Origin of the sequence: Sphaerisporangium corydalis (assembly GCF_025506355.1) — a bacterium.
GTDB classification, from domain to species: Bacteria; Actinomycetota; Actinomycetes; order Streptosporangiales; family Streptosporangiaceae; genus Sphaerisporangium; species Sphaerisporangium corydalis.
The window spans coordinates 88,476-109,187 of record NZ_JANZYP010000009.1; the positions used below are offsets into that span (position 1 = coordinate 88,476).

General features: G+C 71.0%; 19 protein-coding genes. 12 read left to right on the forward strand and 7 right to left on the reverse strand.

Annotated elements, in window-relative coordinates; translation table 11 throughout:
* Nucleotides 1–74 precede the first annotated feature (74 nt).
* Entirely contained in the window at nucleotides 75–638 is a 564-nt protein-coding gene (locus NYZ98_RS09265) for an ArsR/SmtB family transcription factor (protein WP_262842165.1), read from the forward strand.
* A gap of 69 nt (nucleotides 639–707) precedes the next feature.
* On the opposite strand, the gene NYZ98_RS09270 is transcribed toward NYZ98_RS09265, so the two are convergent.
* Complete coding sequence (locus NYZ98_RS09270) at nucleotides 708–1,280, reverse strand: TetR/AcrR family transcriptional regulator (RefSeq protein WP_262842166.1); 573 nt, start codon at nucleotides 1,278–1,280, stop codon at nucleotides 708–710.
* 221 nt (nucleotides 1,281–1,501) lie between these two features.
* Between NYZ98_RS09270 and NYZ98_RS09275 the strand changes: the two genes are divergently transcribed.
* The gene (locus NYZ98_RS09275; protein ID WP_262842167.1) at nucleotides 1,502–2,440 is read left to right on the forward strand and encodes an SDR family NAD(P)-dependent oxidoreductase; all 939 of its coding nucleotides are present in this window, start codon (nucleotides 1,502–1,504) and stop codon (nucleotides 2,438–2,440) included.
* Between the two features lie 91 nt (nucleotides 2,441–2,531).
* Here the strand turns inward: NYZ98_RS09275 and NYZ98_RS09280 are convergent, their stop codons facing one another.
* The gene (locus tag NYZ98_RS09280) at nucleotides 2,532–3,077 is read right to left on the reverse strand and encodes a hypothetical protein (protein WP_262842168.1); all 546 of its coding nucleotides are present in this window, start codon (nucleotides 3,075–3,077) and stop codon (nucleotides 2,532–2,534) included.
* A gap of 119 nt (nucleotides 3,078–3,196) precedes the next feature.
* On the opposite strand from NYZ98_RS09280, the gene NYZ98_RS09285 reads away from it, so the two are divergent.
* From NYZ98_RS09285 to NYZ98_RS09305, 5 genes are all read left to right on the forward strand, one after another.
* Entirely contained in the window at nucleotides 3,197–3,871 is a 675-nt protein-coding gene (locus tag NYZ98_RS09285) for a response regulator transcription factor (protein ID WP_262842169.1), read from the forward strand.
* Nucleotides 3,868–5,310: a HAMP domain-containing sensor histidine kinase gene (locus NYZ98_RS09290; RefSeq protein WP_262842170.1), complete on the forward strand. Its 1,443-nt coding sequence runs from the start codon at nucleotides 3,868–3,870 to the stop codon at nucleotides 5,308–5,310. The genes NYZ98_RS09285 and NYZ98_RS09290 overlap by 4 nt, the downstream gene beginning before the upstream one ends.
* A 36-nt stretch (nucleotides 5,311–5,346) precedes the next feature.
* A complete protein-coding gene (locus NYZ98_RS09295) occupies nucleotides 5,347–6,669 on the forward strand; it encodes a lanthionine synthetase LanC family protein (protein WP_262842171.1) in 1,323 nt (440 codons plus the stop codon).
* 75 nt (nucleotides 6,670–6,744) lie between these two features.
* Nucleotides 6,745–7,884, forward strand: coding sequence for a sensor histidine kinase (locus NYZ98_RS09300; protein WP_262842172.1), 1,140 nt, complete (start codon nucleotides 6,745–6,747; stop codon nucleotides 7,882–7,884).
* Nucleotides 7,881–8,537, forward strand: coding sequence for a response regulator transcription factor (locus NYZ98_RS09305; protein WP_262842173.1), 657 nt, complete (start codon nucleotides 7,881–7,883; stop codon nucleotides 8,535–8,537). The genes NYZ98_RS09300 and NYZ98_RS09305 overlap by 4 nt, the downstream gene beginning before the upstream one ends.
* Here NYZ98_RS09305 and NYZ98_RS09310 read toward each other — a convergent pair.
* Nucleotides 8,527–9,288 (reverse strand): DUF2306 domain-containing protein, encoded by a 762-nt coding sequence (locus NYZ98_RS09310; RefSeq protein ID WP_262842174.1) that lies wholly within the window; start codon nucleotides 9,286–9,288, stop codon nucleotides 8,527–8,529. The genes NYZ98_RS09305 and NYZ98_RS09310 overlap by 11 nt on opposite strands.
* Nucleotides 9,289–9,670: 382 nt before the next feature.
* Here NYZ98_RS09310 and NYZ98_RS09315 point away from each other — a divergent pair, with 382 nt between their 5' ends.
* The 4 genes from NYZ98_RS09315 (at nucleotide 9,671) to lgt (ending at nucleotide 14,012) form a co-directional block, all read left to right on the forward strand.
* The gene (locus tag NYZ98_RS09315) at nucleotides 9,671–10,342 is read left to right on the forward strand and encodes a lytic polysaccharide monooxygenase auxiliary activity family 9 protein (RefSeq protein ID WP_380707329.1); all 672 of its coding nucleotides are present in this window, start codon (nucleotides 9,671–9,673) and stop codon (nucleotides 10,340–10,342) included.
* Between the two features lie 199 nt (nucleotides 10,343–10,541).
* Nucleotides 10,542–11,210 carry a hypothetical protein gene (locus tag NYZ98_RS09320; RefSeq protein ID WP_262842175.1) on the forward strand — a complete coding sequence of 223 codons (669 nt, stop codon included), beginning with the start codon at nucleotides 10,542–10,544 and terminating at the stop codon, nucleotides 11,208–11,210.
* Nucleotides 11,211–11,499: 289 nt separating this feature from the next.
* On the forward strand, nucleotides 11,500–12,669 hold the full coding sequence (locus NYZ98_RS09325) for a Fic family protein (RefSeq protein ID WP_262842176.1): 1,170 nt from the start codon (nucleotides 11,500–11,502) through the stop codon (nucleotides 12,667–12,669).
* 455 nt (nucleotides 12,670–13,124) lie between these two features.
* The gene (gene lgt, locus NYZ98_RS09330) at nucleotides 13,125–14,012 is read left to right on the forward strand and encodes a prolipoprotein diacylglyceryl transferase (protein ID WP_262842177.1); all 888 of its coding nucleotides are present in this window, start codon (nucleotides 13,125–13,127) and stop codon (nucleotides 14,010–14,012) included.
* Between the two features lie 33 nt (nucleotides 14,013–14,045).
* Here lgt and NYZ98_RS09335 read toward each other — a convergent pair whose 3' ends face one another.
* Both NYZ98_RS09335 and NYZ98_RS09340 read right to left on the reverse strand, forming a co-directional pair.
* Entirely contained in the window at nucleotides 14,046–14,783 is a 738-nt protein-coding gene (locus NYZ98_RS09335; RefSeq protein WP_262842178.1) for a hypothetical protein, read from the reverse strand.
* A 323-nt stretch (nucleotides 14,784–15,106) separates the two neighbouring features.
* The gene (locus tag NYZ98_RS09340) at nucleotides 15,107–15,907 is read right to left on the reverse strand and encodes an alpha/beta fold hydrolase (RefSeq protein ID WP_262842179.1); all 801 of its coding nucleotides are present in this window, start codon (nucleotides 15,905–15,907) and stop codon (nucleotides 15,107–15,109) included.
* Between the two features lie 161 nt (nucleotides 15,908–16,068).
* Here NYZ98_RS09340 and NYZ98_RS09345 point away from each other — a divergent pair, with 161 nt between their 5' ends.
* Nucleotides 16,069–17,679: an FAD-dependent oxidoreductase gene (locus tag NYZ98_RS09345; protein WP_262842180.1), complete on the forward strand. Its 1,611-nt coding sequence runs from the start codon at nucleotides 16,069–16,071 to the stop codon at nucleotides 17,677–17,679.
* An 80-nt stretch (nucleotides 17,680–17,759) separates the two neighbouring features.
* Here the strand turns inward: NYZ98_RS09345 and NYZ98_RS09350 are convergent, their stop codons facing one another.
* Both NYZ98_RS09350 and NYZ98_RS09355 read right to left on the reverse strand, forming a co-directional pair.
* Nucleotides 17,760–18,065 carry a 2TM domain-containing protein gene (locus NYZ98_RS09350; RefSeq protein ID WP_262842181.1) on the reverse strand — a complete coding sequence of 102 codons (306 nt, stop codon included), beginning with the start codon at nucleotides 18,063–18,065 and terminating at the stop codon, nucleotides 17,760–17,762.
* Between the two features lie 114 nt (nucleotides 18,066–18,179).
* Complete coding sequence (locus tag NYZ98_RS09355; RefSeq protein WP_262842182.1) at nucleotides 18,180–20,699, reverse strand: FAD-dependent oxidoreductase; 2,520 nt, start codon at nucleotides 20,697–20,699, stop codon at nucleotides 18,180–18,182.
* Between the last annotated feature and the right edge of the window lie 13 nt (nucleotides 20,700–20,712).

The following is a 20,712-nucleotide window of genomic DNA, read 5'->3' on the forward strand; positions in this document are numbered from 1 at the left end:
CGACGGTAGTCTGCAGAGACATCTCGGCAAAGAGTTATCTGCAGATATCGTTCTGCATGACTAGGCTGCTCATCATGAAGGATGACAAGCCGTTCATGCTGGACGACCCGGCGAGGCTGAAGGCCCTGGCGCATCCCATGCGGCGGCTCATGCTGCGCCACCTGAACGTGCACGGCCCGGCCACCTCCACAACGCTCGGCGAGCTCTTCGACGCCAAGACCGGGACGACCAGCTACCACCTGCGCCAACTGGAGAAGTACGGCTTCATCGAGGAGATCCCGGAGCGCTCGACCGGCAGGGAGCGCTGGTGGCGCAAGGCGCCGGGGCCGAGGGACATGCGGTTGCCCACGCCCGACCAGCTCGCCGCCGAGGACCGTCCCGTGCTCGCCGAGTTCCACCGCATCGGCCTGGACGAGGACCGCGCGCTGCTCGAACGCTTCCCCGACGCCTACCGGCGCGATCCCGAGTGGGCCAAGGGCTCGCGCGGCCTCGGCCGGATGACCAAGGAGGAGTTCGGGGAGTTCTACGAGGCCTACATCGCGCTGCTGATCAAGTACAGCCACCCCGCCGAGGACGCCCCGCCCGGCTCCCGCCCGATGTACGTCCGCTTCTTCGCCTTCCCCGCCGACGAGGACTGACGTGGCCGACAAAAAACTGGCGCGCGGGCACGCGGACCGGCCGCCAGGCGTGGAGGCGCAGGGCGGGCGTCAGGTGCGGTAGCGGAGGGCGTCCATCAGGAGGTCGAGGATGCGGCCGGCCTGGTCGCGCTGGCTCGGTTCGCCGGCGGCCAGGGACACGCCGCTCAGGCTGGTGAGCACGTCGCCGGGCTCGACGTCCGCGCGCACGGTCCCGGCGGCGGCGCCGGCGTCGAGCAGAGTGGTGATGGCGCCGACCAGCATGTCGCGGCTCTGGGCGAAGGGGTTGACGCCGGAGGCGATGACGGCGCGCAGCGCGTCGGCCATGCCGCGCTTGGTGGTCATGTACTCGACGAACCGGTCCATCCACATGCGGACCGCCTCGTCCGGCGGCATGGTCGCGAGAAGCTCCCCCACGGCGTCGCAGAGCCGGGTGAGCTCGTTGCGGTACGTCGCCTCGATGAGCGCCTCGCGGGTGGGGAAGTGGCGGTAGAGCGTGCCGATGCCGACCCCGGCGGACTTGGCGATCGCGTCGAGCGTCACGTCCGCCCCCTCCTCGGAGAACGCCCGCACGGCGACCTCCAGCAGCCGATCGCGGTTGCGGCGCGCGTCGGCGCGAAGCGGTCGGGACCCGGTGGCCGGCACTGCTCCTCCTCGGTGGATCAAACCCGGCGGCTCGGGGCGCGGGTCGCCGCCTCGGCCTGCCGGTCGAGGGGTACGCGACCCTGGCCCACGCCGGCGGACGTCGGCTTGCTAACCGGAGCTTCCTCCGCTTAGAGTGGTGAGAGTAGCGGAGGTTCCTCCGCTTTCACTAGCGTACCGTCCAGACCCTCGACCTGGAATGGCCGAGCGAGACAGGAAAAGCCATGACCACGCGCATCACCACGCCGTTCAACGCCCAGTCCACCGCCGCCGAGGTCCTGGACGGCATCGACCTCACCGGCCGCCGCGCCATCGTGACCGGCGGCGCCTCCGGCATCGGCGTCGAGACCGCGCGGGCGCTCGCCGCCGCCGGCGCCGAGGTGACGCTGGCGGTCCGCGACCTCGGCGCCGGGGAACGCACCGCCGGCGACATCATCGCGACCACCGGCAACAAGCAGATCCTCGTCGCGCCGCTGGACCTCGCCGACCAGGCGTCGGTGGCGGCGTTCGCCGCCGCGTGGGACGGCCCGCTGCACATCCTGGTCAACAACGCCGGCGTGATGGCCTCCCCCGAGATGCGCACGCCGGAGGGCTGGGAGCTGCAGTTCGCCACCAACCACCTCGGCCACTTCGCGCTCGCCACCCGCCTGCACCCCGCCCTCGCCTCGGCCGGCGGCGCCCGCGTCGTGTCGGTCAGCTCCAGCGCCCACTTGCGCTCGCCCGTCGTCTTCGACGACATCCACTTCAAGAACCGCGAGTACGAGCCCTGGTCGGCGTACGGGCAGTCGAAGACGGCCAACGTGCTGTTCGCCGTCGAGGCGACGAAGCGCTGGGCCGGCGACGGCATCACCGTCAACTCCCTGATGCCGGGCGGCATCCGGACCAACCTGCAGCGCTACGTGTCCGACGAGGACCTTGAGCGGATGCGCACCCAGATGGGCGCGACCGCCTTCACCTGGAAGACGACCGAGCAGGGTGCGGCCACCTCCGTGCTGGTCGCGACCTCGCCCCTGCTCGACGGCATCGGCGGCCGGTACTTCGAGGACTGCGAGGAGGCCGAGCTCAACGAGCCCGGCAGCCGCCGTGGCGTCGCCGCGTACGCCCTGGACCCCGAGGCCGCGGCACGCCTCTGGCAGGTCACGACCGACACCCTGGCGGCCTGACCCGTTCACCTCGGGCGGAGCCGGGCCCTGAGGGTAGGGGCGCGGCTCCGCCCGGGCGGCTACTCGCCGGCGCAGCTCGGGCTCTGGGCGGCTACTCGCCGAAGCAGCTCAGGTTCTCGCCCTTCTCGGCCGTCCCACTGATACGGGACGGCCCGCCCCCGGTGGACGCCCCGCCCTCGGCGGGCGTCTTGCTCGTGGCGGACGGCTCGCCCTCGGCGTACGTCTCGACATTGACGGACGTCTCACCTTCGGCGGACTTCCCATCCTTGACGGACTTCTCACCCTTGACGGACGTATGGAACTCTGCGCCCGGGGGTGTCGGAAGGGCCTTCGCGTCCTCGCCGAAGTAGAGCTTGCCGTCCTTCATCGCGATCACGGAGGGACCCTCGGCCGGGAGCGTCCCGACCTCCTCGCCGTTGTGGTAGATCTTGCCGTTCTCCACCTTGAAGGTGTCGACCTTCGCGCCAGGAGGCGGGCAGGCCGGGACGGCCGGGAGGGCGGGCGCGGTCGTGGTCGTGGTCACCGGCGGGGCCGATCCCGTCGGGGCGGGTTCGCCCGCGTCGGCGGCGGCGGCCGTGACGGCGCCGGTCAGCCCGAGGGCGAGGACGCCGATGAGGACGGCACGGGAAAGCTTCATGAAAGGCTCCTTCTCGCTGGTCGTGTGATCAGATTCCCGCGAGGCACCTGAACCGGAGCTGAAGACGGCAGAAATGATCTTCAGGCTGCCTTTAGCCGCCGTCGTCCAGGCTGTACGGCATGCGTGTACTGCTGGTGGAGGACGAGGAACGGCTGGCCGATCTGCTGCGGAGCGGGCTGGGCCAGGAGGGCTTCGCGGTCGACGTGGCCGGCAACGGGCGCGAGGGCCTGTGGATGGCGAGCGAGAACCACTACGACGCCATCGTGCTCGACGTGATGCTGCCCATGCTCAACGGGTACATCGTCTGCCGCCGCCTCCGCGACGCCGGCGACTGGACGCCGATCATGATGCTCACCGCGAAGGACGGCGAGTACGACGAGGCGGAGGCCCTGGACACCGGCGCCGACGACTTCCTGTCCAAGCCCTTCTCCTACGTGGTGCTGCTGGCCCGGCTCCGCGCGCTCGTACGGCGCGGCGGGCGCGAGCGGCCGGTCGCGCTCCACGCGGGCGACCTGGTGGTCGACCCCGCCGGGCTGCGCTGCCGCCGCGGCACCACCGAGATCGCGCTGACGCCGAAGGAGTTCGCCGTGCTGCACGCCCTGGTGCGGCGGGCGGGCGAGGTGGTCTCCAAGGCCGAACTGCTCGAACAGGCCTGGGACTTCGCCTACGACGGCGATCCGAGCATCATCGAGGTCTACGTCAGCGCGCTGCGCCGCAAGATCGACGCGCCGTTCGGCAGGTCGACCCTGGTGACGGTACGCGGAGCCGGGTACCGCCTGGACGGAGAGTCATGAGGCGCTTGCCGGTGCGGCTCCGGGGCGACGGGCGGGGAGTCATGACGCGCTGGTCGGTGCGGCTCCGGGCGACGGTCGTCGCGACCATCGTCGTCGCGTTCGCGCTCGGGGTGGCGTCCGCCGTCATGACGGGCAGCCTGCAGCGCAGCCTGCGCGCGAGCGCCGAGGAGGACGCGGCGCGGCGCGCCGACGCGGCCGTGCACACGATCACCTTCGGCGGGTCCGCCGGGAAGAAGACGCTCGCGGTCGAAGGGACGATGGACTCCCTGTCGGCGGTCACCCTTCCGACGGGCACCCTTTCCACTGGCACCCTTCCGACGGGGACCCTTCCGACGGGGACCCTTCCGACGCCGGGGACCCTTCCGGCGGACCCCGACGTGCGGGTCTCGGGAGAGGCCGAGCAGAGCTGGAGCAACGGGTACGTCACCGCCGAACGCCAGGCGGCCACCGCGAGCGGGCCGATCTCCGTGCGGTCGCGCGTCTCCCTGGAACCCGCGCGCGAGGCGCTCGGCACGCTGAGGACCCTGCTGATGGTGGGCGTACCGGTGCTGTTGCTGCTGGTCGCGGGCCTGAGCTGGCTGTTGGTCGGGCACGCGCTGGCGCCGGTGTCGGCGATCCGCGCGAAGTTCGCCGACATCACGGCCAGCGACCTCCACCAGCGCGTGCCCGTACCGGCCACCGGCGACGAGGTCGCCCGGCTGGCACGGACCATGAACGCGACCCTGGACCGGCTGGAACACGCCGTCGAACAGCACCGCCAGTTCGTCGCCGACGCGGCGCACGAGCTGCGCAGCCCGATCGCGACCCTGCGCACCCGGCTGGAGCTCGGGTCGCGCGAGGCCCCCGACCTGACGCGCGAGTCGCTGACCGACGTGGGACGGATCCAGGGGCTCGCCACCGACCTGCTCCTGCTGGCCCGGCTCGACGCCGGCGAGCCGCTGCGCATCGAGGAGGTCGACCTCGGGCAGGTGGCCACCGAGGAGGCGCTCCGCAGCCGGCGGGACGACGTCAGGATATCTCTGGACATCGCCAGTGACGTGGTCGTGCCCGGCTCCCGCTCCCACCTCGGCCGGATGGTCGCCAACCTCGTCGACAACGCCGTGCGGCACGCCGAGTCCGGGGTGACCGTACGGGTGACCGCGCCCGCGACGGTGGAGGTGGCCGACGACGGCCCCGGCATCCCCGCCGAGCACCGCGAGTCGGTGTTCGACCGGTTCACCAGGCTCGACGAGGCGCGCACCCGCGACGCCGGCGGCTCCGGCCTCGGCCTCGCGATCGCCAGGGACATCGCCCACGCGCACGGCGGCACCCTCGTCGTGGCCGACCCCTCCCCCGCCGGCTCCGGCGCCCTGCTGCGAGCCGTCCTGCGCCCTGCCACCGATCCCCCCACACATCGCCTCACGGGGAGGCCGTCCGTGACCCGGCGGTGGGCGCCTTAGGCTGTCCGGGTGGTGGCGATTGAGGCGTATCGCGAGTTGGGTGAGTCCGCTTGGTCGTGGGTCCTGGGCCTCGTGCGGGACGACGACGGCCCGTGGCTCCCGGAGGCGGTGCCGGAGGACGGGGAGCGGCCGGCGCCGGCCGACGACCGCGACTCGCTGTACGCGGGGATCGGCGGCCTGGCGCCGGTGCTGGCCGAGATCGCCACTTACCGCGCGCTGAGCGACGCCGAGCGGGACCTCTCGGCCCGCATCGTGGCCCGGCTCCGCGCCCAGGCGGCCGTCCGGGCGGAGCCCTCGCTGTACGACGGGCTGGCCGGCGACGCGGTGGCGCTGAAGATGCTCGACGGGGGCGGCGAGGCGGTCGCGCTGCGACGGCTCGCCGAGCTGATGACCCCGGCGGGATGGAAGACCACGCTCCAGATCGACCCGGGCTCCGACGCGCCGAGGACGGACATCATCTCGGGCACGGCCGGGGTGGTGCTGGCCGCGATCTGGGCCGGCGGCGAGCACGCCGAGACGATCGCGGCCACCGGCGGCGAAGCCCTGCTGCGCGCCGCCGAGCGTACCGAGGCCGGCCTGGACTGGGGGATGGTGCCCGGCGCGCCGTCCCGGACGCCGAACTTCTCGCACGGCACCGCCGGCGTCGCGAGCGCGCTGGCCGTGGCCGGGGTGGCCCTGGGCCGCCAGGACTTCGTGCGGGCCGCCGAGCGCGGCGCCCGGCACCTTCTGACCGTGGGCTCCCTGGACGGCGGCGGGTTCGTCATCCCGCACACGATCCCGCCCTCCACGCGGGAGGTGGAGCCGGTGACGTACACGTGGTGCCACGGGCCGGCCGGCACCTCCTACGTGTTCGCGGCCCTGGCGCACGCCGGCGTGACCGAGGTCGACGGCCACCCGGTCGCCGGCCTGCGGCGGCGGTGTCTCGACTCCGTCCTCGGCTCCGGGCTCCCCCGGCGGCTCCGTCCCGGGTTCTGGGACAACGACGGCCGCTGCTGCGGGACCGCGGGCGTCGGTGAGGCGCTGCTGGACGCCGCCCAGGACGACCCGGACCCCGCGCGGGCCGCGACGCTCCTGGACGCCGCGCGCATCATGGGGGACGCCCTCGCCGAGCGCGCGATCCGCGACCGGGACGGCACGCGCTGGCGGTTCGTGGAGTACCGCCAGGATCCGCCGCTCCTGCCGCCCGGCACCACGTGGATGCAGGGCGCGGCCGGGATCGCCGCCTACCTGCTCCGCCTCGCCCGCGTCGTCCAGGACGGGCTGGACGCCCCCGTGGTCGACCGGCCCGACCAGTGGTGGGCCGTACCCGCCCGCCTGCGCACCGTGCACGTCGCCCCGAGTACCGCACCGCGATCCTGAGCCGCCCCGTCTCGAAACGCGTGTGTCGTACTTTGGGCTGATCCGCGATGGCCGTGGCTCTCGTACGATGACTACGTGCTCGCCCTTGTCCGCTCTGTGTGGGACGAGCCCCGTCCCCCTCATGTGCCGTCACGTGTGTGGCGGGACTGGGCGCTCGTGGGGGTGCTCGCGCCGTTCGGCGTGGTCGAAGGGGTGCTGCGGCCGGACCTTCCGTGGCGGGCCGTCGCGCTGACCATGACCCTCGGGCTGATGCCCACCCTGCTGTGGCGCCGGACCAGACCCCTGCTGATGGTCGCGATCGGCTTCGGCGGCACGGGCCTGGTCCCGCTGGCGCTGGGCGGCGGCACGCCCGAGACGTACACGATGGCGTTCCTGCTGCTCCTGCCGTACGCGCTGTTCCGGTGGGGGTCCGGGCGCGAGACCGTGATCGGGCTGGCGATCATCGTCGCCAAGATCCTGGTCTGGGTGGTCTCCGGCGGCCTCGACCTCGGCGACCTGATCGGCGGGTTCGCCGTCCTGTTCTCGGTCATCGCCCTCGGCGCCGCGTTCCGGTTCCGGGCCAGGGCCCGGATGCGCGAGGTCGACCAGATCAAGCTGCTCGAACGCGAGCAACTGGCCCGCGACCTGCACGACACCGTCGCCCACCACGTCTCGGCCATGGCGATCCGCGCCCAGGCGGGCCTCGCCACCTCCGTGTCGCGCCCGGACGCGGCGACCGACGCGCTCCGCGTGATCGAGGCCGAGGCGTCGCGCGCCCTCGCCGAGATGCGCACCATGGTCCGCGCGCTGCGGCGGGACCAGCCGGCGGACCTGGCGCCCGGCCGGTCCATCGCCGACCTCGAACAGCTCGCGAGCCGCGCCCGTTCCGGGCCGTCGGTCGAGGTGGAGGTGCACGGTGACCTCGGCGACCTGCCGCCATCGGTCGGGGCCGCGATCTACCGCCTAGCCCAGGAGTCGATCACCAACGCCCGGCGGCACGCCCGGCACGCCACGCGCATCGAGGTCCGCGTCACCGCCGACGACACGTCGGTGCGCCTGCGGGTGCGCGACGACGGCGACCCCGGCCCCGTACGCGCGACCGTGACGCCGGGATACGGGCTCATCGGCATGACCGAACGCGCCGGCCTGCTCGGCGGCACCTGCGAGGCCGGCCCGGACCCCGGCCGAGGCTGGACCGTCACGGCCGTGCTGCCCCGCACCGGGTCGGTGGCATGAGCATCAGGGTGATCGTCGCCGACGACCAGGAGATCGTCCGCACCGGGCTGGCGATGATCCTCGACGCCCAGCCGGACATCGAGGTCATCGGCGAGGCCGCTGACGGGCGGCGGGCCGTCGAGCTCGCGCGGCGCCTGCGCCCCGATGTGTGCCTGTTCGACATCCGCATGCCCGGCGTCGACGGCATTCAGGCCACCCGCACCCTCGCCGGCCCGGAGGTCGCCGACCCGCTGGCCGTCGTCGTCATCACCACGTTCGACCTCGACGAGTACGTCTACGCCGCCCTGCGGGCCGGGGCCCGGGGGTTCCTGCTCAAGGACGCCGGTGCCGCGCTGCTCTCCGAGGCGGTCCACGCCGCCGCGGCGGGTGACGCCCTGATCGCCCCGAGCGTCACCGCGCGCCTGCTGCGGACCTTCGCCGCCAACGGGCCCGCCCCGGCGCCGGCGCGGCCCGCCGAGGCGCTGACGGACCGGGAGGAACAGATCCTCGCCGCCGTGGCGCGCGGGCTGACCAACAGCGAGATCGCCGGCGAGTTCTACGTCTCCCTCAGCACCGTCAAGTCCCACGTCGCGAGCCTCATGGCCAAGCTCGGCGCCCGCAACCGGGTCGAGATCGTCATCTGGGCCTACGAGACCCGGCGCGTCAGGAGCTGACGCGGCCGACGCTCGGGGACGGTGACGTGCGCCGTCCGCCCGCGAGGACACGGGCCGGCTCCCTGCGAATGATCCACTCGGCCACGGCGATGTTGATCAGCCAGCCGGCCAGCATGAGCATCGCCTTGGTGAACTGCCCGGGCGGGCCGAAGATCAGCAGCGAGGGGAGGTGGGTCAGCACCTGCGTGCCCGCGCCCTGGCCGATCGCGTAGCCGCGGATCATCCAGGCGCGGTGCCGGGCGAAGTCCCGCCGCCGGATCGCGACGAAGCCGAGGACGATGGCCGCGATCATGGCCGTGCCGAACATGACGCGGATGACGGCGAGGAGGTCACCGTCGGCGGGATGGCGGCCGGCGAACAGCGTCATCCACAGCCCCGAGGCCGCCGCGACGATCCCGCACGGGACCAGGAGCCGGCCGGTGACGCGGTGCCAGCCGGGCCGGCGGCGGCGGAACCGGGGGGCGAACTGCAGGGCCCCCAGCACGCAGAACAGGACGGCGCTCGGAATGTGCAGCATCACGGGCAGGGGCATCACGACGTAACGCGCGTTCTCCGCGGTCATCTCCGGGCCGCCCGCCAGCTCGGTCATGCGGGCCGCGCCGGCGACCATGGGCACGACGCTGAGCGCGATCAGCCCGGCGGGGCCGAGCCATCCGGCCCGTCGGGAGGGCTTCCCCGCCCTGGTCCGGCCGGCCGGTCGTCCGTCTGGTGCCGGGCTCGGGAGGTGTCCCGTCGTGCTCTGGTCGGTCATGCCCTGATCCTGACCCCGGAACGGCGACGGCTCATCGGCGGAAGGGCTCGACCTGAACCGGCCGATCGGCCAGAGAACCGGGCGTACTTTCGGCCGGCGCCCTTCGCGTCGTGGGCGACCACGGCCGCGCGACGGACGAACGGCGCACTCAGCCAAATGTCGGCTTAACGATGAAAAGTACAGACATAGACACCAGTCGGTCGACCCTTCACAACCGGCGAACAGCCAGGTCATCACCCTTTGGATCACCCTGGGCCCGACGCCCCCACCATCTGACTTTGTTGGATAGATATCCAAACTAATTCGGGTCATTTACGATCGCGGCACCGGATCGGGGAGCGCTCCCGGAACTCGGACCCCCGCGAAAGATCGGAGACCCAAAGTGCATTCCCACCCCCATGCCCGGGCTCGCCGCTGGGCCGTCCGTGCCACGGCCCTGCTGACCGCCATGATGGCCTTCGTGGTGACCTGGGCCGGCGCCGCCTCCGCCCACGGCTCGCTCGTGGACCCGGCCTCCCGCCACTACGGCTGCTGGGCGCGCTGGGGAAGCGACTTCCAGAACCCGGCCATGGCGCAGCAGGATCCCATGTGCTGGCAGGCGTGGCAGACCGACACCAACGCCATGTGGAACTGGAACGGCCTCTACCGCATGAACCTCGGCGGCAACTTCCAGGCCGGGGTCCCGAACGGCCAGCTCTGCAGCGGCGGCCACGCCGAGAGCGGCCGCTACAACGCGATGGACGTGCCCGGCGCGTGGAAGGCGACCACCGTACGCAACACCTTCACCGTCAAACTGTGGGACCAGGCCAATCACGGCGCCGACTATCTCCTCGTCTACGTGACCCGTCCGGGTTTCGACCCCACCCGTCAGGCCCTCACCTGGAGCGACCTGCAGTTGCTCACCAAGACCGGTAAGTACGCCCCCGCCCCGTACTACTCGGTCAATCTGAGCACCTCGGGCCGCACCGGGCGCGCCGTGGTCTACATGATCTGGCAGGCCTCGCACATGGACCAGACGTTCTTCATGTGCAGCGACGTGACCTTCACCACCTGACCCCCCACAGCCCCCGCTCCCGGCCCCGCCGTCCCCTCGGCGGGGCCATTGACAGCCCCCGTGACAGAGATCACAGTATGCATGTTCACGGATCTTAAACGGCACCCTGAGCGGCTCCGCCGCGCGGTCCGGGTGGCCGGACCGGCCGGTTCTCCGGGCCGGATTACCCGAGGTCGAATGAAGGCGGAAGGTGGCCAACGTGTCGATTGACGCGCACGACCGGCGTCGGCCGGGAATCGCCGGCAAGCTCAACGGGTGGCGCGGGCGGCTTCCCGTGTTCACCGCGCTCGCCGCCCTGATCTCCGGCCTGGGAATCGTGACCACTCCGGGCGTCGCGCACGCCACCGACTTCGGCCCGGTCATCACCTGCCCCAGCGACCCCAACATCGTGTGGCGTCAGTTCACCATCGGCCGCGTGCCCTACTACGAGGGGTACCGGTACACCGCGGTCTCCGCGGCCTCGACGTTCAACGTGAGCGACGCCCGCGTCGTCGACAACACCCTCGCCGACACGCCGATCACCGCGACGTTCACCTCATCCCAGTCGCGGACCTTCCGGATCATCATCACGGCCACCGTGGGCACGACCGCGGAACTGACCAAGTCCCTCCAGGCCAGCGTCAGCACCCAGATCGTCCAGGAACGCACCACCGCCATCGGCGTGAACGCCAGCCTCGTCGTCGCGCCCCGCACCCGGGTGACCGGACAGTACGGAATACAGGCGTTCGACGTGGTCTACAACGTCCAGACGGTACGAGCCTGGCCGGCCATCCCGAACGGCTTCACCCGCTGCTGGGACCAGGGCTCCCAACAGGGCACCACCAACGCCCCCACCCTCACCGAAGGCTGGCGCTTCATCGAAGGCTGACCAAAATCGAGCTTCTCGCCTCTGCTACCCCGCGCGACCGGCATCGTGAGAACCATCACGAATGATCAGCTCGGCGATCCGCAGCAATCGGGCGACGTAAGCGCGATCCTCCCGCCGCCGGAGGGGGCGGCCCGGGATATGCCATAGGCCGACCGTGTAGGCGAACCCAGCACCAAGATCATCTACTGGCACCAACTCCACGCTCCTGCCAGGAGCCGGACAAGATCGAAAAGAACCGTGATGACGACATGTTTACTTGAAGCAGTCATCTGAAGGGTAGGATGACTGCATGAAGTCGTCATCGCAACATCTCGCGATCTATGTCACGCCCCCCTTGACTACCGAGGACCGTGCGGTTCTGGCCGAGATCCACCAGATGCGCAAGCAACTTCGCCACCTGCTGAAAACGCCCAAGCGCTGGGAGGGGGGCTTGCGTCGATCCGCGCTCGCCCGCGCCATCAGAGGATCAAACAGCATTGAAGGCTATCAAGTCGCCGAAGATGACGCGGCAGCCGCTATCGACGACGAGGAACCGATCAGTGCCGACGAGCGTACTTTCCTTGAGATTCAAGGATATCGTCACGCCCTGGGCTACGTACTGGCGATGGGCGAGGATGACTACTCAACCTTTGATGCCACTGAGATTCGCGCAATGCACTACATGATGCTGCGACACGATCCAGCAAAGTCTCCCGGCCGCTATCGCAAAGGCCCGGTATTCGTGCATGATGAGCGCTCAGATCTGGTCTACGAAGGCCCCGATGCAGCCGACGTGCCGGCACTCATGGATGCGCTGGTAGCAAGCTTGCACTCTGATTCGGACATCGACCCCGTGGTGCGCTCGGCAATGGCGCACTTGAATCTAGTGATGATTCACCCTTTTCGTGACGGGAACGGGCGTATGGCTCGCGCCCTCGCGACATCTGTACTGACGAGGTCGGACATCGGCGAACCCGAATTCTCCAGCATCGAAGAGTGGCTTGGGGCGAACACCGATGACTACTACGCTGCCCTGGCTCTCACCGGCCACGGTTCATGGCAGCCACGCCACGATGCGCATCTCTGGATTTCATTCGGCCTCCGCGCCCACCACATGCAAGCCCAGACGGTGGCTCAGCGGGTTGAGGAAGCTGGAACCACTTGGATCGAACTCGACGCACTCATCGCGGAGCACGCGCTTCCTGAACGCACGATCGACGCGATGTTCGACGCTGTCTTGGGCTATCGGGTTCGGCGGGCCGGGTATCTGAAGCGTACTGACGTTGAGGAACAGACAGCCACCCGGGACCTGGCGGCTCTTGCTGGTTCCGGACTCCTGATTCCACACGGCAATGGAAGAGGGCGTTTTTACACTGCCGGCGAGCCGCTCCAGCAAATACAGCAGGACCGCCGGGCGAGACGGAAGCCGCTTAGCGATCCCTACCCGTGGATGCGACCGCGACTTGCTGAAGCACCTTGACCATCATCCGACGGCACCCCCCATCGCGCCTGGCCGCGATCTACCACTCGATCAGCGAATGTCAGGTCATCGCCCCTCGCCACCCTGTGATGGCTAACGGCTTGTGCTCTTACCTGACGATCGACAACGAGAGACGGCTCGCGTTCGTGGGGTTCGGGGGTGGGGGGGCGGAGCCCCTGCCTTGGGGTTTGGGGCGGGAGCCCCAAGAAGAACTGTCCGAGCGGAGCGAGGCCCATTTCTTCCCGGCGCGGCCGCAGGCGTGATCGCGGTTGCCGCGGAGACGCGTGCATGAATGCGGGCCGCGCCCGGATGAGGGCGGCCCGTGGTTCGGAGTACCGTATCAACACCGCCGTTCAATGCATCACGGGTTCGTCTATGCCGCGTCGCGTCGTAGAAGGTTTGCGATCAGGTCACGAAAGGGGCCGGGGGGCCCTGCGTTGGTTAGCCTCACCGGCATGCCCCTTGCTTCGATTCCGAGCCCTGCCGAAGGGGTCTGGTATCTCGGATTCATCCCGATCCGGGCCTACGCTCTGTGCTTCATCGTCGCGATCGGCTTCGGTGTCTGGCTGAGCGAGCGCCGCTGGCGCGCACGCGGCGGTGAGAAGGGCGCGATCAGCGACATCGCGTTCCCCGGCGTGGTCTTCGGTCTGATCGGCGCTCGCCTCTACCACGTCATCACCGACTGGCAGACCTACTTCGGCCCGCGCGCGATCAAGGAGCCCTACCAGGCGCTGTTCATCTGGGAGGGCGGGCTGAGCATCTGGGGAGCGGTCGCCCTGGGTGGGGTGGGCGTGTGGCTGGCCTGCCGCCGCCGGGGGCTGTCTCTGGGCCCGGTGGCCGACACGGTCGCGCCCGCCATCGCGTTCGGGCAGGCGATCGCCCGCTGGGGCAACTGGTTCAACCAGGAGCTGTACGGCGGTCCGACCACGTTGCCGTGGGGCCTGGAGATCGACCAGGCGCACGGCGGCGCGCCAGGCGTGCTCTACCACCCGACGTTCCTGTACGAGTCGCTGTGGGACGCGGCGCTCGGTTTCGGGCTGATCCTGGCCGGCAGGCGGTTCACGCTGCGCCACGGCCGCCTGTTCGCCCTCTACGTCGCCGGCTACACGTTCGGGCGGTTCTGGATCGAGGGGCTGCGGATCGACCCGGTGGGCGGGGTGGACCACGCGGTGACGCTCCTGGGGCTGCGGATCAACCAGTGGACCTCGATCGTGCTGTTCGTCGGCGCGCTGGTCCATCTCTGGGTGACACGCCACAAGGACACCGAAGAGATCGTGGTACCGGTCTCACGACACACGGCCTCGCACGAGGAGAACGACGGGCAGGCCGTCGGGAGCACCTGACGCGACCAGGCGGCGGATCGGCCAGACAGGGATTCAGCCGTCCGAGGCCTGATCGTCGGCGAACGCCGCGCGCGGGTCGAGGAGCCGGCCTCGCGCGTACTCCTCGCCGAAGGTGTCCGGGCCGAGCGCCTCGACGGCGGCGGCGCGTACCTTGGCCAGGTCGGCCGCGTCGTCAGGATCCGGGACCTGGCCGAGCGACGCGAACGCGGCGTCCGCGACGCCGGTCAGCCGCGCCGCCCTCGCGTGATCACCCTCGGCCGAGGCGAACGCGGCGCCCGCCACGCAGACGCACGGCACGAAGTCGGCCCAGCCGTTGCGGAACACCTGCTCACGGCCCTCGGCGAACAGTTTCCCCGCCACGTCGAGGTTGCCCAAGCCCAGCTCGCAGAACGCGAGGTTGTGATACTCGGAGTTGACCGTCTCGGGCCGGTCGAGCGCCTCGTTGAGTGCGATGCTCTCCCGGTACAGAACCCGGGCGCGCGGCAGGTCGCCCGACATGCGCGCCACGGCGGCCAGTACGTGCCTAGGCCGTTCCTCAAGGCTCCGGTCACCGGAGCGCAGCGCGACCGCGAGCGCCTCCCGCGCCCTGGCCTCCCCGCCGGGCAGGTCACCGCCGCGGATGGCGACCCGGGCCAGGCTGTACCGGGCCTCCACCTCCCCCGCCGGGTCGCCGGCCGCCTGGGCCCGCTCGATCTCGGCCTCGCTCATGCGCACCACGGCGTCGCTCTCACCACGCCGGAAGGCGGAGCGCACGTCCTCACTGAAGTTCATGAAACCTCTCCCCCGGTCTCGTCCGTCACGGTGCTTCGAACACGGTCCCCGTCTCCACGAGGCGGAAACCCATCGACTCGTAGAGCGGCCGGCCCATCGTGCTGGAGTGCAGGTAGGCCTCGGTGAGGGTACGGTATCCCCCCTGCTCAGGCCGCCTGCCCGCCCACCCGGGCGAAGACGAATCCGGCGACCCCACCGGAGGCCATGAGGTCGATCTGTTCGCGCGTTTCATTCGGGCATGGCGAGCGTCCCCCGTCGGTCCGCCGGTGCTCGCCATGCCCACGTCCGTACAGCCGACCCCAAAAGGTCGCGGCCGGACGGCCTCAGCGTGCGGTCTCGCGGGCCGCTTTCTCGATGAACGCGACCGTCGTGCCCGGCTGCGACACGAACAGCATGTGCGACGCGCCCTTGACCACCTGTGTCCTGGCGCCGGCCCGCTTGGCCATGAACTCCTGCGCCGCCGGTGGAATGATCTTGTCGGCGCCGCTGATCAGGTTGTAGTTCGGAATCGTGTGCCAGGCCTGCGGACCGGACGCCGGTTCGCCGAGCGCGGCCCCGGTCGCCGGGCGCTGGGTGATCGCGTAAAGAGCCGCCTCCTTGGCCGGCACGTCTCCCGCGAACCGGGCGTGGAACACCTTCGGGTCGATGTAGAGGTCGACCTGCCCGTCCGGCAGCGGTACCGGCTTCAGCGACTCGCCCACCGTGCTGCCGGGGAACTGATCGGCCAGCTGCTGCGCGCTCTCGCCCTCCTCCGGTACGAACGCCCCCAGATAGACCAGGGCCTTCACTTCGGCGTTGCCGGTGGCGGCCCCGGAGATCACGGCGCCACCGTAGGAGTGCCCGACCAGCACGATCGGCCCCTGGAGGCTGCGCAGCAGAGCCTTGACCTGCGCCGCGTCGTAGGAGAGCCCCCGAAGCGGGTTGGCCGCCGCGACCACCGGGTAACCGTCGGCGAGCAGCCGCCTGGTCACCTCGTTGAACCCGCTGCTGTCGGCGAACGCGCCGTGCACCAGCACGATCGTCGGCTTCTTTCCCGGATGCCCGCCCGTGTGCGCCTCCGCGCTGGTCATGGCGAAAATACCCAAGCCCGCGACGACGGCCGCGGTGGTGGCGACTGACGCCACGGATCTGATCGTGCGCAACACGTGCTACTCCCTCGTCGATCGGTCAGCGAGCCGTTGCACCCTGACTACGACGAACGCTAGGAGCCCGTTGTGGACAGGCACTGAATCCGATCTCCCGTCACGGGAACAAGCCGTCAACTCGACGCCGACAGGATCTGAGCATGAACGCGGATCCCGTACCGAACCCGCCGAGCGGCCCGCGCCTGGACGACGAGCAGTTCCGGCGGCTCGCCTCGTACGGTGACGTCGAGCCGGCCGAGCCCGGCCAGGAGCTGTACGCGCCCGGTGACGACTCCTATGACCTCTTCCTGCTCCGCTCGGCGACCGTGGACATCGTCCGCGAGGCGACCGCGCTCAAGCCTGAGCACCGGGTGTACGAGGGCGGCCCCGGGGACTTCCTCGGCGAACTGAGCCTGCTCACCGGTCAGCACGTCTACCTGACCGCCCGTGTGGTGACCGCGGGAACGGTGGTCCGGGTCGGCGCGGCGATGCTGCGCCGGGTCCTCGCCGAACAGGTCGACATCGCCGACGTGCTGATCGAGGCGTTCCTGGTGCGTCGTGACACCATCCGGGCGGCGGCCGGCAACGCCTTGGAGATCGTCGGCAGGGCGGGCGACGCGGCGGCGCTGGACCTGCGCACCTACGTGACACAACTGCTCCTGCCGCACGTGTGGCTCGACGCGACAGCGGGATCCGGACCCGCCCTGATGCGGTCGGCGGGGATCGGCGAGGCCGACCTGCCGGCCGCGGTGATCACCGGCTCGGTCCTGCGGAACGTGACGCCGGGCGCCGTCGCCGACGCGCTCGGCCTCTCCTACCGGTCCGATGGACGTCCGGCCGATCTGGTCGTGGTCGGCAGCGGCCCCGCGGGACTGGCCTCGGCCGTGTACGCGGCGTCCGAGGGCCTGGTCACGGTGCTCCTCGACCGGTCCGGAATCGGCGGTCAGGCCGCCAAGAGCGCCAGGATCGAGAACTACCTCGGCTTCCCGCAGGGCGTCAGCGGCGAGAACCTGACCCGGCTCGCGATGATCCAGGCGCTGAGGTTCGGCGTGCGGATCTTCTCGCCGTGCGCGGTCACGGGTCTCGATGCGTCCGACGAACACCGGCCGGCGGTGCTGCTGGCGGACGGCTCACGCATCGAGTCGCGCGCGGTGATCGCCGCGACCGGGGCGCACTACCGGCGCCTCGGCATCCCGCGCTGGGCGACGTTCGAGAAGGCGGGCTGCATCCGGTACTCGGCGACCGACCTGGAGGTGCGCGGGTACGAGGACCAGCCGGTGGCCGTGGTCGGCGGCGCGAACTCGGGCGGGCAGGCCGCGCTGTCCCTGGCCGCCCGCGGCGCGTCGGTAGACCTGATCATCCGTGGCACCGACCTCGGCGCCCGGATGTCGTCCTACCTGACCGACCGGATCCGCATGCATCCCGCGATCCGCCTGCACACCGGCGCCTCGGTGTGTGACCTGGACGGCGAGGACACCCTCGCGTCGATCGTCGTCGAACGGCCCGGCGGGGCCCGGTACCGGCTCGGCTGCCGGGCGCTGTTCTGCTTCATCGGCGCCGATCCGGTGTCGGCGTGGCTGACGGGCGTGGCCAAGGACGAGCGCGGCTTCGTCCGTACCGATCACCGGTCGGCGCTGCCGTTCCAGACCAGCTCGCCACGGGTGTTCGCGGTGGGCGACGTGCGCTCGGGCTCGATCAAACGCGTGGCGACCGCGGTCGGTGAGGGCGCGAGCGCGGTCTCCTCGGTGCACGCGGCGCTCGCGGGCGACTGACCGGAGCACCGCACCGCGAGCGCGGTCTCCTCGGTGCACGCGGCGCTCGCCGGTGACCGACCGGGGCGCCGCCGGGTGGGTCAGTTACGCGTCCCGCCGCCGTGCATCCGGTCGATCTCGCGCTCGATACGCGCCTCGTCGATTCCCGCACCGGAATGCACGCCCCAGATGTGGAAGAGCAGGCCGATGCCCCAGCCGAGGATCGACCAGAGCGGCCAGAAGAACTGCTGCGGGGTGTACGCGAACCACACGACCACCTGGATGGCATTGGCCAGCACGTAGATCAGGACATGGACCTGGAGGCCCCGTCTGAGGTGCAGCTGCCGGATGGCGCGCGCTCGGATCGGGTCGGGATCGATATCGGGCCAGGGACGGCGATCGTTCATTTCTGCGCCTCACAATCATGACTTCTTCGTTCCGGGGGAGGCCGGTCATCGAAAGGTACGAGCCCGCAGTGAACGCGTTGTGGAGGGTTTCTTGACGCCCCCGGGAGCCGGCTGTCAGCGATCGATGACCAGGTCACCGGTGGGCAGGGTCTGGCAGGCCAGCCGCCAGCCCTGGTCGAGCTCCTCGGTGGAGAACATGCCCCGGGCGTCGGTCTCGTAGGTGCCCTCGATCACCCGCACCCGGCAGGTGCCGCAGACGCCCTCGCCGCAGGACTGCGGGAACGGGACGCGGGCGGCGTTCGCGGCGTCGAGAACCGTCCGTCCCGGCGGGCACGGGAAGGAGTGCCCGCTGGGCGTCCCGATCGTGTAACCGGTGACGCCGGCCTCCTGGGCCGCGACCGCGATGGCGTGCGCCCGCTCCCGCCGGGTCCGGCCACTGCGGGCCGACACGAACGCCTCGGTGCGCACGATGTCCCGGGGCACGCCGAGCCTCGCCAGGTGGCCGAGCACGTCCCGCATCATCGGCTCCGGTCCGCACAGGTGCACGCGGTCCACGCCGGCGGCGTACGGACGCAGGGCGTCGAGGTCGATCCGCCCCCGCCCGCCCGGCCCGGTCCGGAAGACGACCACCTCCAGGCCGGGCAGGATGGCCCTAAGCTCGTCCAGTTCGCGCTGGAACGGCGGTTCGTCCCGGCAGCCGACCAGCAGCACGACGCGGCCACGATGCCCGGCGGAGGCGGCGGCGGACAGGACGCTCATCAGCGGGGTGATACCGACGCCGCCGGCGATCAGGAGCAGCGTCCCGCCGCCTCCGGCGGGCACCCACGTGAACTCGCCGAACGGCCCGCTCACCCGCAGGGCCTGCCCGACCCGCAACTCGTCGTGCAGGAAGGTGGAGCCGAGGCCGTCCGGCTCACGCTTCACCGCGATCTCGACGAAGTCCGTGACGTCCGGACCGCTGGAGATCGAGTAGGAGCGTTCGATCGGCTCGACCGCGACCGGCAGCTCGATCTTCAGGTACTGCCCAGCGACGAACCCGAACGGCGTCGCTCCGGCGCCGAGCGGTACCAGGCGGATCCTGCTGATCGACGGGGTCAGGGGCTCGACCCCGGACACCCGCAGGTAGCCACGCCACTCACCCGGACGCGGGGCGATCGGGCCGCGCACCGCCCGCCACATCGCGCCGACCCGCCGTGGCGGCAGCACCGCGTTGGCCGCCATCACCCCGCCGGCGAGGGCGCCGACCACGCCGGAACCCCAGGCGTCCTGCCCGGCGACCACCAGGCCCTTCACCGGGGTACGCGTACCCGCGAGCCGGGAGCGCAGCCGCTGCGGGGTCGCCGCGAGACCGTAGAACGAGCCGCGGACGCTGTGCTGGTAGTTCTCGAACGTCAACGGCGTAGCCAGCTCGGCGAACGCGACGGTCTCCCGGAGACCCGGCCATCGCTCCTCCAGCCGGTCCAGCAGGCGCTCGGTCCACTCCTCCTTGAGCTTCCGGTACTCCTCCGGCCGGTCCCGCCACTGGTCGAACGTGGCGGGATCGACGAGCTCAAGGACCTCGACGGTGTGGAAGCGGGCGGCGGGGTTGTTGAGGGAGGCGAACGAGACGTAGAGCGTGCCGTGCGGGGAACCGTCGAGGTCGGGCATGAACCAGTGGTTCTCACCGCGTAACCCGAACGCGGCCGGGGACCGCTCGAGACCGAGGAAGAGCATGACCGCCGACGGTTCGGCCGGCAGGTCCGCCACCTCGGCCGAGCGGCCCAGCAGGGCATAGGTGTTGCGTACGCCCGCCGCCGAGACGACCGTCGGCGCCTTCACCCGGTAGGCGCGCCCGCTGCCGGTGTCCCGGACGTCGACACCGGCCACCCGGCCCCGCTCGACGACGATCCGCTCCACCAGCTGGCGGGTGCGCAGTTCGACGCCGTGCTCGCCGAGGATCTCCAGGACGACCTCGCTGATCGCCTTCGGGCCGCCCACCGGGTGGGCGGTGCCGTCCATGAAGAACGTCGTCGGGACGGCGGCGTGGTAGCCGAACGCGCTTCTCGCCGGTGGCGTCCCGTAAAGGCCCCACCGCGCCTGGAGGATCGCCCGGAGCCTCGGGTCGGTGACGCTGCGATGAACCTCGTCGCGCAGCGGGCGGTACGTGGCCGGGAACAGCCGCTCGACGATGGGGTAGCCGACACCGCGCAGCGGAGCGGGCAGCGACGACAGGACGTTGCGCGCCGCGAGTCCGGCCATGGCACGGCGCGCCTTGCGGAAGTAGCGGTCGATGGCCTCGGCCTCGCCGGGGAACCGTTCGGCCAGCCGTGCCCGGAACCTCGCCAGGGTGGCGGGCACCGCGAAGTCGAACCCGGGAAAGTGCAGCACGTCGTAGTCGTCGGGGAGCGGCTGCAGCTGCACCCGCCCGTCGGTCATGAAGTTCAGGAACGGACCCGCGTTCGCGCTGATGTAGTGCACGCCGGTGCCGAACCGGTACCTGTCCTCGCGGGAGAACTCGTGCGTCATCCCGCCGAGCGTGTAGTGCTGCTCCAGGACGAGGACCCGTGCCCCGCCGAACTGCGCGAGCATCCGGGCCGCCGCGAGCCCGCCCATGCCCGACCCGATGACGACCACGTCGGTCTCTTCGAATGCCATGCGCGCAGCCAAC